Origin of the sequence: Streptococcus lutetiensis (assembly GCF_900475675.1) — a bacterium.
In the GTDB taxonomy this organism is placed as follows: domain Bacteria; phylum Bacillota; class Bacilli; order Lactobacillales; family Streptococcaceae; genus Streptococcus; species Streptococcus lutetiensis.
Genome location: NZ_LS483403.1, coordinates 267,383 through 291,067 on the forward strand (window position 1 = coordinate 267,383; position 23,685 = coordinate 291,067).

At 37.9% G+C, this 23,685-nt stretch carries 19 protein-coding genes and 1 pseudogene; 16 read left to right on the forward strand and 4 right to left on the reverse strand.

Features of this window, described 5'->3' with window-relative positions; all coding sequences use genetic code 11:
- Positions 1-13: 13 nt before the first annotated feature.
- From ilvD to DQN23_RS01555, 6 genes and pseudogenes are all read left to right on the forward strand, one after another.
- Complete coding sequence (ilvD, locus tag DQN23_RS01530; RefSeq protein WP_111712614.1) at positions 14-1,723, forward strand: dihydroxy-acid dehydratase; 1,710 nt, start codon at positions 14-16, stop codon at positions 1,721-1,723.
- Positions 1,724-1,870: 147 nt separating this feature from the next.
- On the forward strand, positions 1,871-3,574 hold the full coding sequence (locus DQN23_RS01535) for an acetolactate synthase large subunit (RefSeq protein WP_043894931.1): 1,704 nt from the start codon (positions 1,871-1,873) through the stop codon (positions 3,572-3,574).
- On the forward strand, positions 3,567-4,052 hold the full coding sequence (gene ilvN / locus DQN23_RS01540; protein WP_020916160.1) for an acetolactate synthase small subunit: 486 nt from the start codon (positions 3,567-3,569) through the stop codon (positions 4,050-4,052). Before DQN23_RS01535 ends, ilvN begins: the two co-directional genes overlap by 8 nt.
- 67 nt (positions 4,053-4,119) lie before the next feature.
- Positions 4,120-5,142, forward strand: a complete 1,023-nt coding sequence (ilvC, locus tag DQN23_RS01545) for a ketol-acid reductoisomerase (protein WP_111712615.1) — start codon at positions 4,120-4,122, stop codon at positions 5,140-5,142.
- Between the two features lie 106 nt (positions 5,143-5,248).
- Positions 5,249-6,499, forward strand: a complete 1,251-nt coding sequence (gene ilvA / locus DQN23_RS01550; protein ID WP_111712616.1) for a threonine ammonia-lyase IlvA — start codon at positions 5,249-5,251, stop codon at positions 6,497-6,499.
- Between the two features lie 161 nt (positions 6,500-6,660).
- Positions 6,661-7,545 (forward strand): annotated as a pseudogene (locus DQN23_RS01555) (SPFH domain-containing protein).
- Between the two features lie 75 nt (positions 7,546-7,620).
- Here DQN23_RS01555 and DQN23_RS01560 read toward each other — a convergent pair.
- The 3 genes from DQN23_RS01560 to DQN23_RS01570 all read right to left on the reverse strand — a co-directional run bounded on the left by DQN23_RS01560 (position 7,621) and on the right by DQN23_RS01570 (position 10,205).
- The gene (locus tag DQN23_RS01560) at positions 7,621-7,740 is read right to left on the reverse strand and encodes a putative metal homeostasis protein (RefSeq protein ID WP_093816040.1); all 120 of its coding nucleotides are present in this window, start codon (positions 7,738-7,740) and stop codon (positions 7,621-7,623) included.
- A 153-nt stretch (positions 7,741-7,893) separates the two neighbouring features.
- Positions 7,894-8,634 carry an amino acid ABC transporter ATP-binding protein gene (locus tag DQN23_RS01565; RefSeq protein ID WP_020916164.1) on the reverse strand — a complete coding sequence of 247 codons (741 nt, stop codon included), beginning with the start codon at positions 8,632-8,634 and terminating at the stop codon, positions 7,894-7,896.
- A complete protein-coding gene (locus tag DQN23_RS01570; RefSeq protein ID WP_020916165.1) occupies positions 8,634-10,205 on the reverse strand; it encodes an ABC transporter permease subunit in 1,572 nt (523 codons plus the stop codon). Before DQN23_RS01570 ends, DQN23_RS01565 begins: the two co-directional genes overlap by 1 nt.
- A gap of 136 nt (positions 10,206-10,341) precedes the next feature.
- Between DQN23_RS01570 and DQN23_RS01575 the strand changes: the two genes are divergently transcribed.
- The 9 genes from DQN23_RS01575 to sufB all read left to right on the forward strand — a co-directional run bounded on the left by DQN23_RS01575 (position 10,342) and on the right by sufB (position 20,467).
- The gene (locus tag DQN23_RS01575; RefSeq protein ID WP_171009916.1) at positions 10,342-12,234 is read left to right on the forward strand and encodes a DUF2207 domain-containing protein; all 1,893 of its coding nucleotides are present in this window, start codon (positions 10,342-10,344) and stop codon (positions 12,232-12,234) included.
- Between the two features lie 51 nt (positions 12,235-12,285).
- Positions 12,286-13,125, forward strand: a complete 840-nt coding sequence (locus DQN23_RS01580) for an undecaprenyl-diphosphate phosphatase (RefSeq protein WP_020916167.1) — start codon at positions 12,286-12,288, stop codon at positions 13,123-13,125.
- A gap of 103 nt (positions 13,126-13,228) precedes the next feature.
- Entirely contained in the window at positions 13,229-13,990 is a 762-nt protein-coding gene (gene mecA / locus DQN23_RS01585; protein WP_111712618.1) for an adaptor protein MecA, read from the forward strand.
- 1 nt (position 13,991) lies between these two features.
- Positions 13,992-15,155, forward strand: coding sequence for a glycosyltransferase family 4 protein (locus DQN23_RS01590; RefSeq protein ID WP_058833246.1), 1,164 nt, complete (start codon positions 13,992-13,994; stop codon positions 15,153-15,155).
- A gap of 114 nt (positions 15,156-15,269) precedes the next feature.
- A complete protein-coding gene (gene sufC / locus DQN23_RS01595; protein ID WP_111712619.1) occupies positions 15,270-16,040 on the forward strand; it encodes a Fe-S cluster assembly ATPase SufC in 771 nt (256 codons plus the stop codon).
- A 74-nt stretch (positions 16,041-16,114) separates the two neighbouring features.
- On the forward strand, positions 16,115-17,377 hold the full coding sequence (gene sufD, locus DQN23_RS01600) for a Fe-S cluster assembly protein SufD (protein WP_111712620.1): 1,263 nt from the start codon (positions 16,115-16,117) through the stop codon (positions 17,375-17,377).
- Position 17,378: 1 nt separating this feature from the next.
- Entirely contained in the window at positions 17,379-18,611 is a 1,233-nt protein-coding gene (locus DQN23_RS01605) for a cysteine desulfurase (RefSeq protein ID WP_058833245.1), read from the forward strand.
- Positions 18,598-19,044, forward strand: coding sequence for a Fe-S cluster assembly sulfur transfer protein SufU (sufU, locus tag DQN23_RS01610; RefSeq protein WP_020916173.1), 447 nt, complete (start codon positions 18,598-18,600; stop codon positions 19,042-19,044). The genes DQN23_RS01605 and sufU overlap by 14 nt, the downstream gene beginning before the upstream one ends.
- Positions 19,045-19,048: 4 nt before the next feature.
- Complete coding sequence (gene sufB, locus DQN23_RS01615) at positions 19,049-20,467, forward strand: Fe-S cluster assembly protein SufB (protein ID WP_111712621.1); 1,419 nt, start codon at positions 19,049-19,051, stop codon at positions 20,465-20,467.
- A 67-nt stretch (positions 20,468-20,534) separates the two neighbouring features.
- Here the strand turns inward: sufB and pbp3 are convergent, their stop codons facing one another.
- Positions 20,535-21,767 carry a D-alanyl-D-alanine carboxypeptidase PBP3 gene (pbp3, locus tag DQN23_RS01620; RefSeq protein WP_061409243.1) on the reverse strand — a complete coding sequence of 411 codons (1,233 nt, stop codon included), beginning with the start codon at positions 21,765-21,767 and terminating at the stop codon, positions 20,535-20,537.
- Between the two features lie 199 nt (positions 21,768-21,966).
- Here pbp3 and DQN23_RS01625 point away from each other — a divergent pair, with 199 nt between their 5' ends.
- Positions 21,967-23,622, forward strand: coding sequence for a peptide ABC transporter substrate-binding protein (locus DQN23_RS01625; protein WP_111712622.1), 1,656 nt, complete (start codon positions 21,967-21,969; stop codon positions 23,620-23,622).
- The last annotated feature ends 63 nt before the right edge of the window (positions 23,623-23,685 follow it).

Below are 23,685 nucleotides of genomic sequence, written 5' to 3' on the forward strand. Positions count from 1 at the left end.
TAGGAGAAAACAGATGAGAAGTGACATGATTAAGGTAGGTGTGGATAAAGCACCAGCCCGTGGTCTTCTTTATGCAACCGGGCAGGTAAAGTCTGCTAAAGACATGCAAAAACCATTTATTGCAATTTGTAATTCTTACATTGATATTGTTCCTGGACATGTCCATTTGCGTGAATTGGCAGATGTCGCGAAGGAAGCTATCCGTGAAATGGGTGGTATCCCTTTTGAATTCAATACCATTGGGGTAGACGACGGAATTGCTATGGGGCATATTGGGATGCGTTATAGCCTTCCATCTCGTGAAATCATTGCGGATGCTGCTGAAACAGTCATTAATGCGCACTGGTTTGACGGTGTTTTCTATATTCCTAACTGTGACAAAATTACACCAGGTATGATTTTAGCTGCGCTTCGTACCAATGTTCCTGCAGTCTTTTGTTCAGGTGGTCCGATGAAGGGCGGTATTGATATGACAGGTCACCAAGCGACTTTGTCAAGTCTTTTTGAAGCTGTCGGAACTTATCAAGCTGGCGATATGTCTAAGAAAGTATTGAATTATTTGGAACAAAATGCTTGTCCAACATGTGGTTCTTGTGCGGGCATGTTTACAGCTAATTCAATGAACTCTCTTATGGAAGTATTAGGTCTTGCTCTTCCTGGAAATGGTACGGTTCTTGCGGTATCTGATCAACGTCGTGAATTGGTTCGTCAAGCAGCCAAACATTTGATGGACAATGTTAAAAGTAACTTACGTCCAAGAGATATTATCACTAAAGAAGCTATTGATGATGCTTTTGCCCTTGATATGGCTATGGGTGGATCTACCAATACCGTTCTTCATACACTTGCTATCGCACGTGAAGCGGGTATCGATTACAATTTAACAGATATCAATGAAATTGCTAAGAAGACGCCATATTTGTCTAAAATTGCACCATCAAGTGTTTATACTATGCACGATGTCCAAGAAGCAGGTGGTATCTCAGCTATTATTAACCAATTGATTAAAAAAGGTACTATCAAGGGTGATCGTATTACAGTTACTGGTAAGACTTTGAAAGAAAATGTAGCTGGTGCAGAGATTAAGAACGAAGAAATCATTCACCCGATTGAACATCCAATTTCTCCAGTAGGTGGTTTATCGGTTCTTTATGGTAATATTGCACAAGACGGAGCTGTTATTAAAGTTGGTGGTGTTGACCCTTCTGTTAAAACATTCTGTGGTAAAGCGATTTGCTGTGATTCACAAGATGAAGCTCTTGAATTGATTGATAATGGTACTGTTAAAAAAGGCCATGTGGTTATTATTCGCTATGAAGGCCCACAAGGTGGTCCTGGTATGCCAGAAATGCTTGCACCAACTTCTAAGATTGTTGGTCGCGGTCTCGGTAAAGATGTTGCTCTTATCACAGATGGTCGTTTCTCAGGAGCTACACGTGGTATTGCTATTGGTCACGTATCACCAGAAGCTGCAGAAGGTGGTAATATCGCTCTTATCGAAGATGGTGATGAAATCTATATTGATTTGACAAATCGTACCATTGATTTACTTGTCGATGATGCGACATTAGAAGAACGCCGCAAACACTTGAAACCATTTAAGTCAAAAATTTCTAGCGGTTGGTTGCGGCGTTACACTGCATTTGCATCATCAGCAAACTTTGGTGGTTCAATGATGACTCAAGAAGAGTTTGAAGAACGTAAAGCAGAGCGTGAAAAATAAGAAAATGAATAAGGCAATTTAAATTTTTTTGAAAGTGTTCAAAATATTTGTTCACTTTCTCTTGCTTTATTTTTTTTAAATGTTATTATAGTAACAAGATATTAGAATTTTTAGATAATTCGGAATTTATATGAAAAGGAGGACTTTGTGAAACAGATTAGATTAAAAGAATCCAAGAATGGATCGGAATTATTATTGGAAACCTTGGCTAGTCTGGGGATTGATACGATTTTTGGCTACCCAGGTGGAGCCGTTCTGCCACTATATGACGCTATTTATAACTTTGATGGTATTCGTCATATTTTGGCTCGTCATGAGCAAGGTGCCCTTCATGAAGCCGAAGGTTATGCTAAATCAACTGGTAAACTTGGTGTTGCTATTGTAACAAGTGGACCTGGTGCGACGAATGCCATTACTGGGATTGCAGATGGTATGAGCGATAGTGTTCCAATGCTTATCTTTACCGGTCAAGTCGGAATGTCTGGTATTGGTAAAGATGCTTTCCAAGAAGCTGATATTATCGGTATCACAATGCCAATCACAAAATACAATTATCAGATTCGTGATGTTGTAGATGTGCCACGCATTGTGACAGAAGCTGTTCATATTGCGACAACAAGTCGACCTGGTCCAGTTGTTATTGACCTTCCGAAAAATATTTCGGCTGCTAAAACAACAGTTTATAATGATCCTACTGTTGATCTTCCAAGTTACCAACCAACCTTGGAACCAAATACTTTGCAGGTCAAGAAAATTTTGACTCAGCTGAAAAAAGCAAAACGTCCATTGATTATCGCTGGTGGTGGTGTCAACTACTCAGGTGCCTCTAAGGAGTTAATTGCTTTTGCAGAACGTTATAACATTCCTGTTGTTTCAACCTTGTTGAGTTTGGGTGTTATGCCAATTAATCATCCCCTTTCTCTGGGAATGGGTGGCATGCATGGTTCATATGCGTCAAATATGGCTTTGACACAATGCGACTTTATGATTAACTTTGGATCGCGTTTTGCAGATCGTTTGACTGGTAATCCAGCTACTTTTGCTAAGAAAGCAGTGGTTGCTCATGTGGATATTGATCCTGCGGAAATCGGAAAAGTCGTCAAGACGCAAATTCCAATCGTTGGCGATGCCAAGCGTACACTACAGATTCTTCTGGAAGAAGATGAAGTTAAAACACGTCACGATGATTGGACTGAATCAGTTCTTGCTAATAAAGCTAAAGTGCCGTTTAGTTATGACTTTGATGAAACAGTTATCAAACCACAACATGCCATTGCGACAATTGGTAAAGTAACAGATGGAGATGCTATCGTGGTTACAGACGTCGGCCAACACCAAATGTGGGCAGCTCAATTTTATCCATATAAAAATGAGCGTCAATTGATTACATCTGGTGGTCTTGGAACAATGGGATTCGGAATTCCAGCTGCTATCGGTGCTAAGTTAGCGAATCCAGATAAAGAAGTTATTCTCTTTGTCGGTGATGGTGGTTTCCAAATGACAAACCAAGAGTTAGCTTTGCTAAATGGTTATGGTGTTCCGATTAAAGTGGTTCTGATTAACAACCACTCACTTGGTATGGTTCGTCAATGGCAAGAATCTTTCTACGATGAACATCGTAGTGAATCAACTTTTGATGATGAGCCAAACTTCCAAATGATGGCAGAAGCCTACGGCATTGCTCATCACAAGTTTACTGATCCGAAAACATTGGAAGAGGACTTGAAAGTTATCACTGAGAACAAACCAATGTTGATCGAAGTTGCAATTTCTAATCGTGAACATGTTTATCCAATGGTTCCGTCAGGTAAATCAAATAGTGAAATGTTGGGGGTGAAGTTTAATGCGTAGAATGTTGACAGCAAAGCTTCAAAATTCAACAGGTGTTCTTAATCGTTTCACAGGCATCCTCTTACGCCGACAAGTTAACATTGAGTCAATTTCAGTTGGACAAACAATGGAAGACAATGTCTCTCGAATTACGATTATTATCGATGTTGAGAGTTTGGAAGAAGTTGAACAAATCATTAAACAATTGAACCGTTTGATTGATGTGCTTCGCGTTCGTGATATTACGGATATTCCACACTTGGAACGTGAAGTGATTTTAGTTAAATTGACAGCACCCACAAGCAAACGTGCCGAGATTTTAGCGGTTATTCAACCGTTTCGTGCAAGTGTTGTTGACGTAGCACCAAAATCAATTACTATTCAGGTAACTGGTGATGGTGATAAAATCGATGCTTTGCTTCGTGTTGTCAAACCCTATGGTATTCAGAATCTTGCCCGTACAGGTGCGACAGGATTCTCAAGAGATTTTTCTTGTTAAACAATTAATTTAGTTAACAGTTGCCTGGACAGGCAGTTAAAATAAAAATAGAAAAGAGATATTTATTATGGCAGTAACAATGGAATACGAAAAAGACGTAAAAGTAGCAGCTCTTGATGGTAAAAAAATTGCCGTTATTGGTTATGGATCACAAGGTCATGCCCATGCTCAAAACTTGCGTGACTCAGGTCACGATGTTATCATTGGGGTTCGCCATGGTAAATCATTCGATAAAGCAAAAGAAGATGGATTTGACACTTATGAAGTAGCAGAAGCAACAAAACTTGCTGATGTTATCATGGTATTGGCTCCTGATGAAATCCAAGCTAAACTTTATGCTGAAGAAATCGCTCCAAACCTTGAAGCTGGTAACGCTCTTGGATTTGCACATGGTTTCAATATCCGTTTTGGATACATTAAAGCTCCAGAAACAGTAGATGTCTTCATGTGTGCTCCTAAAGGACCAGGTCACCTTGTTCGTCGTACTTACACAGAAGGATTTGGTGTACCAGCACTTTACGCTGTTTACCAAGATGCTACTGGTAATGCTAAAGACATCGCAATAGATTGGTCTAAAGGTATCGGTGCTGCACGTGTTGGACTTCTTGAAACAACATTTAAAGAAGAAACTGAAGAAGACCTCTTTGGTGAACAAGCAGTACTTTGTGGTGGTTTAACTGCTCTTATCGAAGCTGGTTTTGAAGTTCTTACTGAAGCTGGCTATGCTCCAGAATTGGCTTACTTTGAAGTTCTTCATGAAATGAAACTTATCGTTGACCTTATCTACGAAGGTGGATTCAAGAAAATGCGTCAATCAATTTCAAATACAGCTGAATTTGGTGACTACGTATCTGGACCACGTGTTATCACTAAAGATGTTAAAGAAAATATGAAAGCTGTTCTTGCTGATATCCAATCAGGTAAATTTGCAGAAGACTTTGTTAATGACTATAAAGCAGGTCGTCCAAAACTTGAAGCATACCGTAAAGAAGCGGCAGCTCTTGAAATTGAAAAAGTGGGTGCAGAACTTCGTAAAGCAATGCCTTTTGTTAACCAAAACGATGACGATGCATTCAAAATTTATAACTAATTTTTGAAGGAATCCACTTATAAAAGGCCGATGTTTGTCATCGGTTTTTTATCTATTAATCAGCAATTTGTCATATAAAATATTTAGATATTAGAAGAGGTAGTTTATGATCTTAGCTAAGGATGTTGTTGACGCCTATGACGTCTTGGAAGATGTTGTTGAACGTACACCCCTAGATTTTGACCGCTATTTGTCGGAAAAATATGGTGCAACTGTTTATCTTAAACGTGAAAACATGCAGAAGGTTCGTTCTTTCAAAATTCGTGGAGCCTACTATGCTATCCATCAATTATCAGAGGATGAAAAAAAACGTGGTGTCGTGTGTGCTTCAGCCGGTAACCATGCTCAAGGTGTTGCCTTTACTTGTCATGAAATGAAGATTCCAGCAACAATTTTTATGCCAGTAACTACGCCACAACAAAAAATTGGACAAGTGAGATTTTTTGGTGGTCCTTATGTGACGATTAAGCTTGTTGGAGACACTTTTGATGCATCAGCACAAGCAGCGCAAGATTTTACAAAATCAGAAGGAATGACTTTTATTGATCCATTTGATGACGAAAATGTGCAAGCCGGTCAAGGAACTGTGGCATATGAAATTTATGAACAAGCTCAAGAAGAAGGGGTAACTTTTGATCAAATCTTTGTGCCAGTTGGTGGTGGAGGTTTGATTGCAGGGGTAGCAACTTACATTAAGGATATTGCTCCAGAAATCCAAGTAGTTGGTGTTGAAGCCTCAGGTGCTCGTAGCATGCGTGCTGCTTTTGACAAAGGTCATCCTGTTAAATTGGAAAAAATCGATAAATTTGCTGATGGGATTGCAGTGCAAAAAGTTGGTGAAAAAACTTTTGAAGTTGCTCGTAAACGTGTGGATAAATTAGTTGGTGTTGATGAAGGTTTGATTTCTGAGACACTTATTGATATGTATTCAAAACAAGGAATTATTGCTGAGCCTGCAGGAGCTTCTTCAATCGCAGCTCTTGAAGTGATGAAAGATGAGATTAAAGGGAAGACGATTGTTTGTATCATTTCTGGTGGTAATAATGATATCAATCGTATGCAAGAGATGGAAGAACGTGCCCTTATCTATGATGGAGTGAAACATTACTTTGTGGTTAACTTCCCACAACGTCCAGGTGCTCTACGTGAATTTGTTAACAATATTCTTGGTCCAAATGATGATATTACACGTTTTGAGTACATTAAACGCGCCAATAAAGGCACAGGTCCCGTTCTCATCGGTATTACCTTGGGTGATAAAAATGACTACAATGATTTTATTGATCGTTTGTCTGGTTTTGATCCTTCGTATATCAATTTACATGGGAATGAAAGCCTCTATAATCTATTAGTTTGATGCTAAAGTAAACTTCTGTTCTCTCTTAAAATTATTATTATATTGATAAGCAAGCCTAGTTGAACCTTACAGTTTGACTAGGTTTTCGCTTTATTTTTGCTTGACTTTTTAAAGAAATAAAATATAATTGTATTAAGTTTTAGGTACAAAAGGAGATTTTTATGTTTTTAGTTCTTTTGGCAATTATTGCCTTACTTATTTTGGGTGTTATTGCTAGTACACTTTATGTGGTACGTCAACAAACAGTTGTTATTATTGAACGTTTTGGGAAATATCAAACAACATCTGGTAGTGGGATTCATGTTCGATTGCCATTTAGTATTGATAAAATTGCTGCGCGAATTCAATTACGTTTGTTGCAATCTGAAATTATTGTGGAAACTAAGACTAAAGACAATGTTTTTGTGACTTTAAATGTTGCTACACAATACCGTGTGAATGAGCAAAACGTGACAGATGCTTATTACAAACTCATGCGTCCTGAAGCTCAAATCAAATCATACATCGAAGATGCTCTTCGTTCCTCTGTTCCCAAATTGACTTTGGATGAATTATTTGAGAAGAAAGATGAAATTGCTCTTGAAGTGCAACACCAAGTGGCTGAAGAAATGTCAACTTACGGCTATATTATTGTTAAAACATTGATTACTAAGGTTGAGCCGGATGATGAAGTTAAACAATCAATGAATGAAATCAACGCTGCGCAACGTAAACGTGTAGCGGCTCAAGAGTTGGCTAATGCGGATAAGATTAAAATTGTAACAGCTGTGGAAGCAGAAGCTGAAAAAGATCGCCTTCATGGTGTTGGTATTGCCCAACAACGTTAAGCAATTGTCGATGGTCTAGCTGAGTCAATTCAAGAATTGTAAGATGCCAATGTCGGTATGACTGAAGAAAAAATCATGTCTATTCTATTGACTAACCAATACCTTGATACCTTAAATACATTTGCGGCTAAAGGCAATCAAACACTGTTCTTGCCAAATCATCCAGAGGGTATTGAAGATATTCGCACACAAATTTTGTCATCATTGAAAGCTAAATAGTTAAAACTAAAAAAGTCCCTATTGAAGACGGAAGAAATTGCAATAGGGACTTTTTGTTAGGGATTGAAATAGGAGTTACATGTTTCTTTTATATCGTTTATATTCATGGATTATTTTCAGAGCACGTTTCCGTGTTTTGATATTGGGACTTTTAAGTCTACGATACGCAGATGCTAAATCATTTTTTTCAGCCATACCAATCTCCTTAAATATAGATTTATTAACGTTAACATGAAGTAGTATAGCACAAATTACTTAACCAGTAAAGCATTTAGTGTAATTTACCTTGAAATTAGTTTTTGGCACAAAAGAACAACCCTCCAAAAAAGGAAAGGTTGCTTTAAGTAATTATTTCAAGAAACGTTGTAAGAATTCTTTTGTACGTTCTTGTTGTGGGTGTTCGAAGATTTGTTCAGGTGTACCTTCTTCAGCGATAACACCTTTATCCATGAAGATGACACGGTCTGAAACATCTCTTGCGAATTCCATTTCGTGAGTGACGATAATCATTGTTAAACCTGATTTAGCGAGTTCGTGCATTGTTTTAAGAACTTCACCAACCATTTCTGGGTCAAGAGCAGAAGTGGGTTCGTCAAAGAGCATTGCTTCTGGGTTAACCGATAAGGCACGAGCGATTGCCACACGTTGTTTTTGACCACCAGAAAGTTGTTTTGGTTTAGCTTTCCAGTATTGCTCAGTCATACCAACTTTTGTAAGGTTTTCTTTAGCGATTTTTTCAGCTTCGCTGCGAGAACGTTTCAAAACAGTTGTTTGAGCAACGATGGCATTTTCGAGAACGTTTAAGTTTTCAAAAAGATTGAATGATTGGAAAACCATGCCAAGTTTTTCACGGTATTCTGTCAAGTTATAATCTTTTTCAAGAACGTTTTGTCCGTGGAAAAGAATTTCTCCAGCAGTTGGATCTTCTAGAAGATTGATAGAGCGGAGGAATGTTGATTTCCCTGAACCTGATGAACCAATGATAGAAATAACTTCACCTTTATTTACAGAAAGTGAAATATCTTTTAGGACTTCATTTTGTCCGTAAGATTTTTTAAGGTGTTTAATTTCAATAATAGGTTGAGACATTATTTCACCTCTTTCTTTTGGTTTTGGTTAGCACCAGTTGTGTAAGTGTCCGCATCGAAACGACGTTCAATAAAGCGTAGGATGCATGTCACTGTAAAGGTGAGAACAAAGTAGATAATAGCGATAATTGTAAATGTTTGGAAGTATTGATATGTTTGAGTTGCAACGGTATTACCTGAGAAGTAAAGTTCGACAACTGAGATAACATTCAATACTGAAGTATCTTTGATGTTGATGACAAATTCGTTACCAGTTGCTGGCAAGATGTTGCGGACAACTTGTGGAAGAACGATTTTGCGCATTGTTTGACCATGTGTAAATCCAAGTGCTGTAGCGGCTTCAAATTGACCTTTATCAACAGCAAAGATACCACCACGAACGATTTCACTCATGTAAGCACCAGTATTGATTGAAACAATAAAGATGGCTGCAAGAGTACGGTCGATTGAAATACCAAAGGCTTGAGCAGTACCGTAGTAGATAACCATTGCTTGTACAATCATCGGTGTACCACGGAAGATTTCGATATAAACGCTAAGCAACCAACCAAATACTTTTTGAAGACCAGCAAGGAATTTATTGGTAGCTTTTGGAGCTGTGCGGTAAACACCAATCAAAAGACCGATAAAGAGACCAACAACTGTACCGATGATAGAGATGAGAAGTGTAACTCCTGCACCACGTAGGAATTGGTTCCAGTTTTTCTCGAAGATTCTCCACATATCAGTGAAGAAATTACTCTTTTGATCTTTTTCAGACTTGTCAGCTGGTTGTTTTTCAATCATGTCATCCATGAGTTGTAAACGGTCATTATCAGAGATGCCAGCTAAAACGGCATTTACTTTAGCAAGTGTGTTAGTGTCATCTTTACGAAGACCAACGGCAATAGCTGTGTCTGCTTTAGATGTTGTAAAACCTTTGCCATCTTCAAAAGTAATCATCTTGAAGTCGCTATTTGCATTTTCGGCAGAGATAGCATCAGGACGTTCAGAAACATAACCATCAATAATACCAGATTCAAGTGCTTGACGCATTTGGTTGAAGTCACCCATGGCAGTTTCTTTTGAAGCGTCTTTGATTTGGTCAATCAAGTTGTAAAGGTAGACGCCTTGTTGAGATGTTAATTTTGCACCAGCAAAATCTTTCAGTGATGTCGCTTGTGCAAAGTCACCTTTTTTAGAAACAACGATAACTGGGTAGCTTGTATAGTAACTATCTGAGAATGCAATTTCTTTCTTACGTTCAGCGGTAGGACTCATTCCGGCAGCAATCATGTCAATCTTTCCGGAAGTAAGCGCTGGAATTAATCCTGTCCAAGTAGTTTTGACAACGAGGAGTTCCTTGCCTAAGCTATCTGCTATTTTCTTAGCTATTTGGACATCGTATCCGTTAGCGTACTGGCTAGTTCCTTCGATAGGAACAGCTCCATTAGAATCATCATCTTGTGTCCAGTTAAATGGGGCATAGGCTGCTTCCATACCGACACGAAGATATTCGTCAGCGTTTGCGCTAGTCATTCCTCCAAAGAGAAGAAGAAGTGCTGCGAAACAACTTAAAAGTAACTTTTTCATTTAAGACTCCTGTCTATTCTTGTACCTTACTATTTTACAGGAAATAGGGTCTGATTTCAACACGATAGACCCAAAAATAGAATATTTATACAATGTATTATGATAAAATAGGGATACAAGAAAGGAGTAGGAGATCATGAAAAAATTAAGAATATTTTTACTAGCAATCGCCGCTGTTTTAGGATTATCAGTTCCAGTTTTTGCTGATAGCGATGTTGACTATAGTATCAGCAATTATGATGGTGTTTTAGCGATACATGATGATAATGCAGCTGATTTTTATCAGACTATTACTTATCGCTTTGATTCCTCGTATAATGGGCAGGTGGTGACTTTGGGAGAAGCCGGTCACATGCCAGAAGGTTTTTCAGTTAATAATCAACCTGAAGTTTCAGCTGAGGTTAACGGTGTTAGTCGGACGGTTAGACCGGTGGTAAACGACCTTGGTGATGGTTATCAAGTGAAAATTTACAATTCTGGTTCCAGTGGGGACATTGTAACTGTTAAGCTACACTGGAAACTATCGCATTTACTTTTTCCTTACCAAGATATCGCAGAGCTTAATTGGGTACCGATTAGTGACTGGGGTGAAACATTACAACATGTTTCATTTACCATTTTAACGGATAAGACAACTGCTAACCATAAGCTTTGGGCTCATAGAGGTTATTTAAAATCAACCAATGTTGAAAAGTTGCCTAATGGCTATCGCATTACTGCTGAAAATTTTGATGGAAAGTTGGAGTTGCATGCTTACTGGGATAAAGCTATTTTGACAAATCCTACAACCATAGCAAGTAAACGTAAGGCAGCAATTATCAAGCAAGAAGCTAAAATTGCTCGTAGAAGTCAATTGCTTAAAGTGGTTCTGTTCTATCTTGTGCCAGCTCTTGTTATTATTTTGATTGTTTTGGCTTGGATTTTCTTCTTTATAGGTAAAAAATTGGTTAAAAAATATGAAAAATTTAGCCATGATAGTCATTCTTATGAAGCACCAGAAGATTGGTCACCTTTGCTAGTCATGCAGTATATCTATGATGTTGATTTGCAAGACACAGATACCAAAGGAAGTCCAATTTCACAAAAATTTAAATTTGAAACTGCCATGCAGGCGACTTTGCTTGATTTGATTGATCGCCATGTGATTACCGCAAGCGACGAAGAATTAACTTGTCATCTGAATAAGCCAATGACTAGCTATGAAGCAGAAGTGCTTGATATGGCATTTGGTGGAAAAGAAACCATAAAAATTGAAGACTTGTTTGCAGATTATCGTTTTGATGATGATCTTGTGGCTAGCTATAAGAAGAAATATAAAGGTCATACTTTAGAAACGAAATTAAACAGTCTTGGCGAAGCATTCAATGATCGCTATCTTGCTAAACTTGAACAAATTACTGACTTAGTAGATCAAGAAATTTCAAAAAAAGCTCTGCCAGCAATTCGTGAGAACTTAAGTGATGGTATCGCTAAGAAATTTGAATATGCAAAAGGTCTCCTATTCCTTACGTTGATACCTCTTGGTATTGGGTTAATCTATCTTTTGTTTAATCTAAATCTGGTCTTTCTTGCTTATGGTCTTTTGTTAGCCTTGGTTATTTTGAGTTTGGTCGTTATCATGGTTAAATCTCATTATTACAAAGTTCATGGTATGATAACTGCTGAAGGACAAGAACGTATTCAATCATGGATTAGCTTTACCAACATGATACGAGACATTAACAAATTCGATAAGGTTGACTGGCAAGGCGTTGTCGTTTGGAATCGTATCTTGGTTTATGCGACTCTGTTCGGTTACGCCAAACAAGTTCAAAAATTCCTTAAAATTCATAATATTAAACTTGCTAGCGAATCAGACTTTATGATGAATCTTGAAATTGGCTACCTTATTGGCATGCAAACTCATCGTTTGGGGATGGCTAGTCAAAGTGCTGATTCAGCTGTGCATTTCTCTGTATCATCTGGTAGTTCAGGCTCTAGTAGTGGATTTTCTGGTGGTGGCGGAGGCGGGGGCGGCGGAGCATTTTAAAATGCCTTCAAATCTGCTATAATTGAGGGGATATTAAATTAAGGAGAGCTTATGTTATTTTTCGAACTACTTAAGGCTATCTTTTTAGGGGTAGTTGAGGGAATTACAGAGTGGTTACCTGTTTCAAGTACAGGACACCTGATTTTGGTTCAAGAATTTATTAAATTGAATCAAGATAAAGCGTTTTTGGACATGTTTAACATTGTCATTCAATTGGGAGCTATTCTAGCGGTTATTGTGATTTACTTTAAACGTTTGAATCCATTCCAGCCAGGAAAAACAGCGCGTGAAGTTCAGTTGACATGGCAGCTATGGTTAAAAGTTGTTATTGCATGTATTCCATCAATTTTAATTGCAGTACCTTTTGATGATTGGTTTGAAGCACACTTCAACTACATGATTCCAATCGCAATTGCCTTAATTGTTTACGGGATTGCATTTATCTGGATTGAAAAACGAAATGCTAATATTGAACCTGAAGTGACTGATCTTGCTCGCATGCCTTATTTGACAGCCTTTTGGATTGGATGCTTCCAAGTTCTAAGTATCGTTCCAGGAACAAGTCGTTCAGGAGCAACAATCCTTGGAGCCATCATTGTGGGAACAAGTCGTTCAGTTGCAGCTGACTTCACTTTCTTCCTTGCTATTCCAACCATGTTTGGTTACAGTGGCTTGAAAGCTGTTAAGTTCTTCTTAGACGGAAATGTTCTAAACTTTAGCCAATTCTTGATTTTGATGGTGGCAAGCGTTACAGCTTTCCTTGTCAGCCTATACGTTATCCGTTTCTTGACTGATTATGTTAAGAAACACGATTTCACTATTTTTGGTAAGTATCGTATCGTTTTGGGAACTATTCTTATTCTATATAGCATTGCCAAAAATATCTTTTAAGAAAGCCAGCAGCCCTTGTCTGGGCTGCTTTTTGTGACGTAAAAATTGAAAAAATAAGACTTTTCTTGTATAATAAAATGACTACTCGTGCGAGGTATATAGTATGGAAATGAAACAGATTAGCGAGACAACGCTCAAAATAACGATTAGTATGGAAGATTTGGAAGAACGCGGAATGGAGTTGAAAGACTTCTTGATTCCACAAGAAAAGACAGAAGAGTTCTTCTATTCAGTAATGGATGAATTGGATTTACCAGATAATTTCAAAGACAGTGGCATGCTAAGTTTCCGTGTGACACCACGTAAAGACCGTATTGATGTCTTTGTTACCAAATCTGAAATCAATAAAGATATAAAGTTTGAAGATTTAGCAGCTTTTGATGATGTTTCAAACATGTCACCTGAGGAATTTTTCAAGACTTTAGAGCAGACAATGTTGTCTAAAGACGACACGGAAGCTCACGAAAAATTAGGTAAGATTGAAGAAATGATGGAAGGTGCTGTTGAAGATGTTCTGACAGAACATGCCCAACAAGCTGAGATTGAACCGGAAGAAGATGTGAATCCATCAGATTATGTTCACTATGTCTTGGATTTTCCAAGCTTAGAAGCTGCTGTTGCTTTTGCTAAGGTTATTGATTTTCCAGTTGAAGCTTCAGAGCTTTATAAGATGGATGGGGCTTACTACATGACAGTTCTCATTGATTTGCAAAATCATCCTTCTTATTATGCAAATTTGATGTATGCCCGTATGTTAGAATACGCTGGCGCTGGTACAAAAACGCGTGCTTATTTACAAGAGCATGCGGTTGAATTATTGACGGATGATGCCGTCGAAAAATTAAAAATGATTGAGTTGGTATAGTATGGCACCCTTTACGATTGAATATGTTTTAGTTTTAATTGGCGCGTTTTTATTATCACTTTTCTTGACGCCAATTGTTCGTTTTATTGCTTTTCGTGTTGGTGCCGTTGACAATCCAAATGCTCGTCGTGTTAATGAAGTCCCAATGCCAAGTAGTGGTGGGTTGGCGATTTTCTTAGCCTTTTTAATGTCATCTTTGATTTTTATGCCAATGGTTTTGAAACAGCCGGTTTGGACGATTTCTTATTTTGATTATATTTTGCCTGTTGTTATTGGTGGTTTTATCATTACAGCGACTGGTTTTATCGATGATATTTATGAATTGAAGCCAAAAACAAAAATGGCAGGGATTATTTTAGGAGCTGTCATTGTTTGGGCCTTTACGGATTTCCGTTTTGATAGTTTTAAAATTCCTTTCGGTGGACCGTTATTGCAATTCAATTCAGTAGTCACTTTCTTTTTGACGGTCTTTTGGATTATTTCAATTACAAACGCCATGAATTTGATTGATGGCTTAGATGGTCTGGTGAGTGGTGTTTCTATCATTAGCTTGATTACAATGGCTTTGGTATCTTATTTCTTCTTGCCACAGATCGACTTTTACTTGACTGTGACAATCTTATTATTGATTGCTTGTATTGCAGGATTTTTCCCTTATAATTACAATCCAGCTATTATATACTTGGGAGATACCGGAGCTCTTTTCATAGGATTTATGATTGGTGTGCTATCTCTTCAAGGATTGAAAAATTCGACTGCTGTTGCGGTGGTGACACCCGTTATTATTCTTGGTGTTCCAATTTTGGATACAACTGTTGCGATTATTCGTCGTAAATTATCAGGACGTCCAGCGACAGAAGCAGACAAGATGCATTTGCATCACCGTTTGTTGGCTATGGGATTCACACACCGTGGAGCCGTTTTGGTTGTTTATGGTATTGCGATTCTTTTCTCACTCATCGCACTCTTACTAAATGTTTCAAGTCGTTTAGGTGGTGTGCTGTTGATGATTGGTTTAGCTTTTGCCTTAGAGGTCTTTATTGAAGGACTTGAAATTTGGGGCGTTGGTCGAACACCACTTTTCGATATCCTTAAATTTATCGGAAATAGCGATTATCGCCAAGCGACAATGTTAAAATGGAAAAATCGCAAAAATAATAAGTAAATGGAAAGCCTATTATGGCTTTTTTTTTGATATAATGATTAGTAACCCTATAGAACTGCGGTAATTTTCAGAAAAAAGTTACTGCCGTATTTGATAAATTGGAGGAACGTACACATGTCTGTACTTGAAATAAAAGATCTTCATGTTTCAATTGAAGATAAAGAAATTCTTAAGGGTGTCAATTTAACCCTTAAGACTGGAGAGATTGCTGCGATTATGGGTCCTAATGGAACTGGTAAATCAACGCTTTCAGCTGCTATCATGGGTAATCCAAATTACGAGGTTACTCAGGGTGAAATTTTGCTAGATGGTGAGAACATTCTTGACCTTGAAGTCGATGAGCGCGCTCGTTTAGGTTTATTCCTTGCCATGCAATATCCGTCTGAAATTCCAGGTATTACAAATGCTGAATTTATTCGTGCAGCTATGAATGCTGGAAAAGAAGATGACGAAAAAATTTCTGTTATGGATTTCATCACAAAATTGGATGAAAAGATGGCATTTCTTGGCATGAAAGAAGAAATGGCAGAACGTTACCTTAACGAAGGTTTCTCAGGTGGTGAAAAAAAACGTAACGAAATTCTTCAATTGTTGATGCTTGAACCTAAATTTGCTCTTCTTGATGAAATCGATTCAGGTCTTGATATCGATGCTTTGAAAGTTGTTTCAAAAGGTATTAACGCTATGCGTGGAAAAGACTTTGGAGCAATGATTATCACTCACTATCAACGACTTCTTAACTACATCACACCAGATGTTGTTCATATTATGATGGATGGTCGTGTTGTTCTTACAGGTGGTGCAGAACTTGCTGCTCGTCTTGAAAAAGAAGGTTATGCGAAAATTGCCGAAGAACTTGGGATTAAATACGAAGAAGAAGTGTAACTGATGATGTCAAGTCTACTGTTATAGTAGACGCTACTCGTATGTAGGATATAAAAAGGAGTAAACATCAAATTATGACGAAAGAATCAGTTTTAAATTTTTCACAATCAAAAGCAGAACCTTTGTGGTTGCAAGAGCGACGCTTAGCTGCTTTTGATTATATAGATAAATTACCATTACCAGAGGTCAACCGTGTTAAATTTCACCGTTGGAACTTGGGTGATGGAAGCATTTCAGAGGATGTGGCTTTGGCTAATATCCCTGATTTTACAGCACTGGGAGATAATACAAAACTTGTTCAAGTTGGAACTCAGACAGTCCTTGAACAATTACCTGTTGACTTGATGTCAAAAGGTGTTATTTTTACAGATTTTTATAGCGCTTTGGAAGAAATTCCAGAAGTGATTGAAAAATATTTTGGTAAAGCGCGTGGTGACATGGAAGACAAGTTAGCTGCTTATCATACAGCTTACTTTAACAGTGCTGCTGTGCTTTATGTCCCAGATAATGTTGATATTGAAGAGCCAATCGAAGGACTCTTTTTCCAAGATAAGGCTAGTGATGTTCCGTTTAACAAACACGTCCTTATTATTATAGGAAAAAATAGTCACATCAGTTATCTAGAACGTTTTGAAACAATCGGTGAAGGTGATGCTAAAGCAACAGCAAATATTTCTGTTGAAGTCATTGCATTAGATGGCAGTCAAGTGAAGTTTTCGGCTATTGACCGTCTTGGAAATAACGTGACAACTTATATCAGTCGACGCGCTCGTCATGGCAAAGATGCTGTGGTGGACTGGGCAATCGGCATCATGAATGAAGGCAATGTGATTGCTGATTTTGATTCAGACTTGTACGGAGATGGTAGCCAAGCTAATCTTAAAGTAGTTGCTGCTTCATCTGGTCGTCAAGTTCAAGGTGTGGATACGCGCGTGACGAATTACGGTTGCCACACAGTTGGACATATTTTACAACACGGTGTTATTCTTGAACGCGGAACGTTGACTTTTAACGGTGTTGGTCACATTGTAAAAGGTGCTAAGGGAGCAGATGCTCAACAAGAAAGTCGTGTTCTGATGCTTTCAGACAAAGCTCGTTCAGATGCCAATCCAATCTTACTGATTGATGAAAATGATGTAACAGCTGGTCACGCCGCTTCAATCGGACAAGTTGACCCAGAAGATATGTATTATCTTATGAGTCGTGGCATTGACAAGGAAACAGCAGAACGCCTAGTTATTCGTGGTTTCTTAGGTACTGTTATCACTGAAATTCCTGTCAAAGAAGTACGCGATGAAATGATTGCTGTGCTTGACAGTAAGTTGGAGCAGCGCTAATATGACAAAATTAGACGCATATAAAATCGCTCAAGACTTTTGCATCCTTGACCAAGTTGTTAATGATGAACCTTTGGTTTATCTAGACAATGCGGCAACAACTCAGAAACCACAAAAAGTACTTGATGCGCTTAATCAGTATTATCATACCATCAATGCCAATGTGCACCGAGGTGTTCATACCCTTGCTGAACGTGCAACAGCTGCTTATGAAGCCAGTCGTGAAAAAACACGTCAATTTATTAATGCCAAGTCAACAAAAGAAGTCTTATTTACACGTGGAACAACAACTGGACTTAATTGGGTTGCACAGTTTGCCCAAGAAGTTCTCCAAAAAGATGACGAAGTTCTTATTTCAGTTTTAGAACATCACGCTAATGTTGTTCCTTGGCAACAAGTTTGTCATAAGACTGGTGCAAAATTGGTTTACGTTTATTTAAAAGATGGCCAGCTGGATATGGAAGACTTGCGCAGCAAACTTTCAAATAAAACAAAATTTGTCAGTATTGCGCATGTTTCAAATGTTTTAGGTTCAGTGCAACCTATTAAAGAAATTGCTAAATTAGCTCATGAAGTTGGTGCTTATATGGTTGTTGACGGTGCGCAGTCAGCTCCTCATATGACAATCGACGTTCAAGATTTGGACTGTGATTTCTTTACACTTTCTGGACATAAAATGCTTGGTCCAACAGGTATCGGTGTACTTTATGGTAAAGAAGCATTGCTCAATCAAATGTCACCGGTTGAATTTGGTGGGGAAATGATTGACTTCGTTTACGAACAAGAAGCGACTTGGACAGAATTACCTTGGAAATTTGAAGCTGGGACACCAAATATTGCTGGTGCCATTGCTTTAGGTGCAGCTATTGATTATTTGGATGACCTTGGTTTAGATAATGTTCATGCGCATGAACAAGAATTGGTTGATTATGTTTTACCGAAATTACAAGCAATTGAAGGGGTGACAGTTTACGGTCCACAAGATCCTAGTCAGCACACGGGGGTTATTTCCTTCAATATTGATGGTCTGCATCCGCATGATGTAGCAACAGCACTTGATTATGAAGGTGTTGCTGTACGAGCAGGGCATCATTGTGCACAACCTTTGATTAATTATCTTGGAATTCATTCGGCAGTGCGCGTAAGTTTTTATATCTATAATACGAAAGAAGATTGTGATAAACTAATAGAAGCAATTCTTAAAACAAAGGAGTTTTTCAATGGCACTTTCTAGATTAGATAGTCTTTATATGGCAGTTGTTTCAGACCACTCAAAAAATCCACATCATCATGGAAAACTAGAAGATGTTGATCAAGTTAATCTAAATAATCCAACTTGTGGTGATGTGATTTCACTATCAGTAAAATTCGATGGTGATCGCATTTCTGACATTGCTTTTGCTGGTGATGGCTGTACCATTTCAACAGCTTCATCAAGTATGATGACTGATGCTGTTGTTGGTAAAACGAAAGAAGAAGCTCTTGAACTAGCTGAGATTTTTTCAAAAATGGTTCAAGGTGAAAAAGACGATGTTCAAAAAAGATTAGGTGAGGCAAGTTTTTTGGCAGGAGTTTCAAAATTTCCACAACGTATTAAATGTTCAACTCTTGCATGGAACGCCTTAAAGAAAGCTGTTGAAAACGATAGTAAAAATACAGAAAGGTAATTAGATGCCTGAAAAAAATGAAAAAGTAACGCCAAAACCAATTGATATTGGTGAGTATCAATATGGCTTTCACGATGACGTGACACCAGTCTTTTCAACAGGAAAAGGAATTAGTGAAGATGTCGTTCGTGAATTATCTGCTGAAAAAGGTGAACCAGAATGGATGCTGGAATTTCGCTTGAAATCATTGGAAATTTTTAATAAAATGCCAATGCAAGATTGGGGACCAGATCTGTCAGATATTGATTTTGATGAGATTACTTACTATCAAAAAGCATCTGATAAACCTGCCCGTTCATGGGATGATGTTCCAGATAAAATCAAAGAAACCTTTGAACGCATCGGTATTCCAGAAGCAGAACGTGCCTACCTTGCTGGTGCCTCAGCTCAGTATGAATCTGAAGTTGTTTATCATAACATGAAAGATGAGTACGACAAGCTAGGAATCGTATTTACCGATACAGATTCTGCTTTGAAAGAATACCCAGAGCTTTTCAAAAAATATTTCTCTAAATTAGTCCCACCAACAGACAACAAGTTAGCTGCGTTAAACTCAGCCTTTTGGTCAGGTGGAACCTTCATTTACGTACCTAAGGGTGTCAAAGTTGATATTCCTTTGCAAACATATTTCCGTATCAACAACGAAGCGATGGGACAATTTGAACGTACCTTGATTATTGTTGATGAGGGGGCAAGTGTTCACTACGTTGAAGGATGTACGGCACCAAACTACTCATCGGCTAGTCTTCATGCAGCCATTGTTGAAATCTTTGCTCTTGAAGGTAGTTATATGCGTTATTCTACTATTCAGAACTGGTCAGATAATGTCTATAACTTGGTAACTAAACGTGCCACAGCTAAGAAAAATGCTACGGTCGAATGGATTGATGGTAACCTTGGTGCCAAAACAACTATGAAGTATCCATCTGTTTATCTTGATGGAGAAGGTGCACGTGGGACAATGTTATCAATTGCTTTTGCCAATAAAGGACAACACCAAGATACTGGTGCTAAGATGATTCATAACGCACCGTATACCTCATCGTCAATTGTTTCAAAATCAATTGCTAAAGGTGGCGGAAAAGTTGACTACCGTGGTCAAGTAACCTTCAATAAAAATTCTAAGAAATCAGTTAGTCACATTGAATGTGATACTATTTTAATGGATGACATTTCAAGTTCCGATACCATTCCGTTTAACGAAATTCACAATTCACAAGTTGCGCTTGAACATGAAGCGAAAGTTTCAAAAATCTCAGAAGAACAACTCTATTATCTTATGAGCCGAGGCCTTTCTGAGCAAGAAGCAACAGAGATGATTGTCATGGGATTTGTAGAACCATTTACAAAAGAACTCCCGATGGAATATGCTGTTGAACTTAACCGTTTGATTAGTTATGAAATGGAAGGTTCTGTTGGATGACTTAAAAGAGACAAGTTTTTAAACTTGTCTCTTTTTTCTATATATAATAGGAAAAGTAATGGTAGTTTTAAAGTTTTTCGTTGACGTAAGTGACAAAGTGGTTCCACCAGACTTTAAGAAAAATGCTTTTTTTAACCTCTTTCTTAGCAAGTGCTGGTACGCTTGGTTTAGAGTCTAGATAGCCAGTTCCAACGATTTGTTTATCGTCATAGATGAAAGAACCAACCTTGTCACCTTTATTAATAGTAGCTTCATATCCTTTGGCTATTGTAGAAAATTTTACAGAAGCATCAGTTCCAATACGATGAACTACTTTTAATTCTTGAGAAGCAACTGCAGGTACAGTCTTTTCTTTTCCGTCGATAACTTTTGCTTTGCTGCTTTTAGTTGATTCGCCAGCATCAACAAGAGTTGTCATTTCGTAATTTGATTTAACGTAATCAAGAAGTGCATTAGTAGCTTCAAAACGAGCAAATTCATTTTCTTGCCATCCATCGGCATTCATGACAACGGAGATAATGCGCATGCCGTTTTCTGTAGAAGTCGCAACAAATGAAGCACCAGCAAGTTCAGTTGTACCAGTTTTTAGACCATCAATACCATCACGTTCGTAAGGCATTCCTTTGAGCATGTAGTTGTAAGTGTTCATTGTAGAACCATCAAAGTCAGCAGTTGCTTGGTTACTAATTTTAAGAACATCTGGGTATTCAGTGATTAAGTGTAGGGCAATGATGGCAACATCACGAGCACTTAGAGTATTTTCATCAGTTGAACTAGAACCTGGGTAAATGTTATCACCTAGGTAACTATTGTTAAGACCAGAAGCATTAAATAATTTAGCATCATTGATTCCCCATTCTTGGAGTTGAGCTTGCATCATATCAACAAACTTACTTTCGGTACCACCAATTTGTTCTGCAAGGGCAATTGCAGCACTATTAGCACTAGCTACCATGGCAGCATTAACTAATTGTTCTACAGTATATTCACGTGCTTCCATAGGAACGTTACTAGCATCCGAATTAGCTGTTAAATCATAAGCATAATCAGATATAGGAACTTTAGTATCCCAACTTAGATTCCCTTTGTCGATTTCTTTGTAAGTTAAATAAACCGTTAATATTTTTGTCATTGAAGCAATACCATCAGGTGTAGTTGCATCTTTTTCATATAATACTTTACCAGTAGAAGCTTCAACAGCGATAGCGTGTTTAGCTGCTACATCAAAGGTATCATCAGCAGCAACTTTGTTTCCAATGAAGGCCAAGAGTAGGGCCAAAACAGCAAAAACTTTCTTCATTGTTCCATCCTTTGTTAAAAAATTAGATAATACGATTATATCATATTAATCGCTTACTTTCAGTGTGTCAGAAAACCTGACAAAAAATTCAGAAAAAACTATTCTCTTCAGAAAAAACTATTTTCTTTAAGGAAACTTTATGCTATAATTTTATTTGTCAAATAATATAATTTAGAGAGAACAACTAGGAGGGCGTCACATGTCACTAAATGGTAAAACATGGAAACGCGTCGGTCTTGGGGCTGTAGCCTTAGTCTCAACAGCTGTTTTGGCAGCTTGTGGAGGTAAAAGCTCATCAACTTCTTCAAAAACTGATGAGATCAATTGGTACACTCCGACTGAAATTAGCACTTTGGACATTTCGAAAGTTACAGATAGTTATTCTTCAATTGCTATCGGTAACTCAGGTAGTAACTTACTTCGTCGTAACGAAGATGGCGAATTAAAACCTGATTTGGCTGAGAAAGTAGAAGTATCTGAAGATGGTTTAACATATATTGCCACATTACGTGATGGACTTAAATGGTCTGACGGTAGTGATTTAACGGCAGATGACTTTGTTTATACATGGCAACGTATTGTTGATCCAGCAACTGCTTCAGAGTATGCTTACCTTGCATCAGATGCGCATGTTTTAAATGCTGCAGAAGTTATCAATGGTACTAAGAGCGTTGATGAATTGGGAGTTAAAGCAGACGGTAATAAAGTAATCTTTACATTATCTAGCCCATCTCCACAGTTTATGAGCCTTTTGACATTTGCTAACTTCGTTCCTCAAAACAAAGCCTTTGTGGAAAAAGCGGGAAGTGACTACGCTACAACTTCTGAAAAAGCACTTTACTCAGGTCCCTATACAGTTAAAAATTGGAATGGTTCTAATGGTTCATTCACACTTGTGAAAAATAAATACTATTGGGACGCTAAAAACGTTAAATTGAAAAAAGTTAACGTCCAAGCTGTTAAAAAGCCTGATACTGCCGTGCAAATGTACAAAGATGGTGAGCTTGATACAGCAAACATCTCTGGTACAGAAGCAATTTATAAAGCAAATAAAAGCAACAAAGATGTTGTGGATGTACCAGAAGCAACATCTGCATATCTCGTTTACAACGAAACAGGTTCTGTTAAAGCTTTAGCTAATACTAAGATTCGTCAAGCACTTAACCTTGCAACAAATCGTGAAGGTGTTGTTAAAGCAGCTATTGATACAGGTTCAAAAGCAGCAACTGCTCTTGTTCCAACAGGACTAGAAACCTTAGAAGATGGTACTGACTTATCTAAATACGTATCACAAGATTACACTTATGATGCAAAACAAGCAGCAAAACTTTTCAAAGAAGGTCTTGCTGAAATCGGTGAAAAATCAATTAAATTGACAATTACAGCTGATTCTGACACACCAGTTGCCAAAGCATCAGTAGACTACATCAAACAAACATGGGAAGATGTTCTTCCAGGATTAAAAGTAGAAGAAAAATTCGTAACATTCAAACAACGATTGCAAGATTCTAAAACACAAAACTTTGATGTTGTTCTATCACTTTGGGGTGGTGACTATCCAGAAGGATCTACATTCTATGGATTGTTTACATCAGATTCAGCTTACAACTACGGTAAGTTTAGTGATGCGACATATGATGCAGCCTACCAAAAAGCATTGACTACAGATGCTTTGGATCCAGTAGCTGCTGCAGATGATTATAAAGCTGCTGAAAAAGCACTTCATGATAATGCACACTATAACCCACTTTACTTCCGTAACACAAAAGCACTTCAAAATCCATCAATCAAAGGTCTTGTTCGTAACTCAACTGGTTTGCAAGTTGACTTTACATATGCCTATAAAGACAAATAATCTTTAATAAGTATGAATAATGGGCAAGAATTGGTTGCGGCCAATTCTTGCTTTTGTTGATAG

Bases quoted from the DNA above. Each gene is read 5' to 3' on its own strand.
- ilvD (WP_111712614.1), top strand. From the start codon at position 14: ATGAGAAGTGACATGATTAAGGTAGGTGTGGATAAAGCACCAGCCCGT.
- ilvN (WP_020916160.1), top strand. From the start codon at position 3,567: ATGCGTAGAATGTTGACAGCAAAGCTTCAAAATTCAACAGGTGTTCTT.
- ilvC (WP_111712615.1), top strand. From the start codon at position 4,120: ATGGCAGTAACAATGGAATACGAAAAAGACGTAAAAGTAGCAGCTCTT.
- ilvA (WP_111712616.1), top strand. From the start codon at position 5,249: ATGATCTTAGCTAAGGATGTTGTTGACGCCTATGACGTCTTGGAAGAT.
- DQN23_RS01560 (WP_093816040.1), bottom strand. From the start codon at position 7,740: ATGGCTGAAAAAAATGATTTAGCATCTGCGTATCGTAGACTTAAAAGT.
- DQN23_RS01565 (WP_020916164.1), bottom strand. From the start codon at position 8,634: ATGTCTCAACCTATTATTGAAATTAAACACCTTAAAAAATCTTACGGA.
- DQN23_RS01570 (WP_020916165.1), bottom strand. From the start codon at position 10,205: ATGAAAAAGTTACTTTTAAGTTGTTTCGCAGCACTTCTTCTTCTCTTT.
- DQN23_RS01575 (WP_171009916.1), top strand. From the start codon at position 10,342: ATGAAAAAATTAAGAATATTTTTACTAGCAATCGCCGCTGTTTTAGGA.
- DQN23_RS01580 (WP_020916167.1), top strand. From the start codon at position 12,286: ATGTTATTTTTCGAACTACTTAAGGCTATCTTTTTAGGGGTAGTTGAG.
- mecA (WP_111712618.1), top strand. From the start codon at position 13,229: ATGGAAATGAAACAGATTAGCGAGACAACGCTCAAAATAACGATTAGT.
- DQN23_RS01590 (WP_058833246.1), top strand. From the start codon at position 13,992: ATGGCACCCTTTACGATTGAATATGTTTTAGTTTTAATTGGCGCGTTT.
- sufC (WP_111712619.1), top strand. From the start codon at position 15,270: ATGTCTGTACTTGAAATAAAAGATCTTCATGTTTCAATTGAAGATAAA.
- sufD (WP_111712620.1), top strand. From the start codon at position 16,115: ATGACGAAAGAATCAGTTTTAAATTTTTCACAATCAAAAGCAGAACCT.
- DQN23_RS01605 (WP_058833245.1), top strand. From the start codon at position 17,379: ATGACAAAATTAGACGCATATAAAATCGCTCAAGACTTTTGCATCCTT.
- sufU (WP_020916173.1), top strand. From the start codon at position 18,598: ATGGCACTTTCTAGATTAGATAGTCTTTATATGGCAGTTGTTTCAGAC.
- sufB (WP_111712621.1), top strand. From the start codon at position 19,049: ATGCCTGAAAAAAATGAAAAAGTAACGCCAAAACCAATTGATATTGGT.
- pbp3 (WP_061409243.1), bottom strand. From the start codon at position 21,767: ATGAAGAAAGTTTTTGCTGTTTTGGCCCTACTCTTGGCCTTCATTGGA.
- DQN23_RS01625 (WP_111712622.1), top strand. From the start codon at position 21,967: ATGTCACTAAATGGTAAAACATGGAAACGCGTCGGTCTTGGGGCTGTA.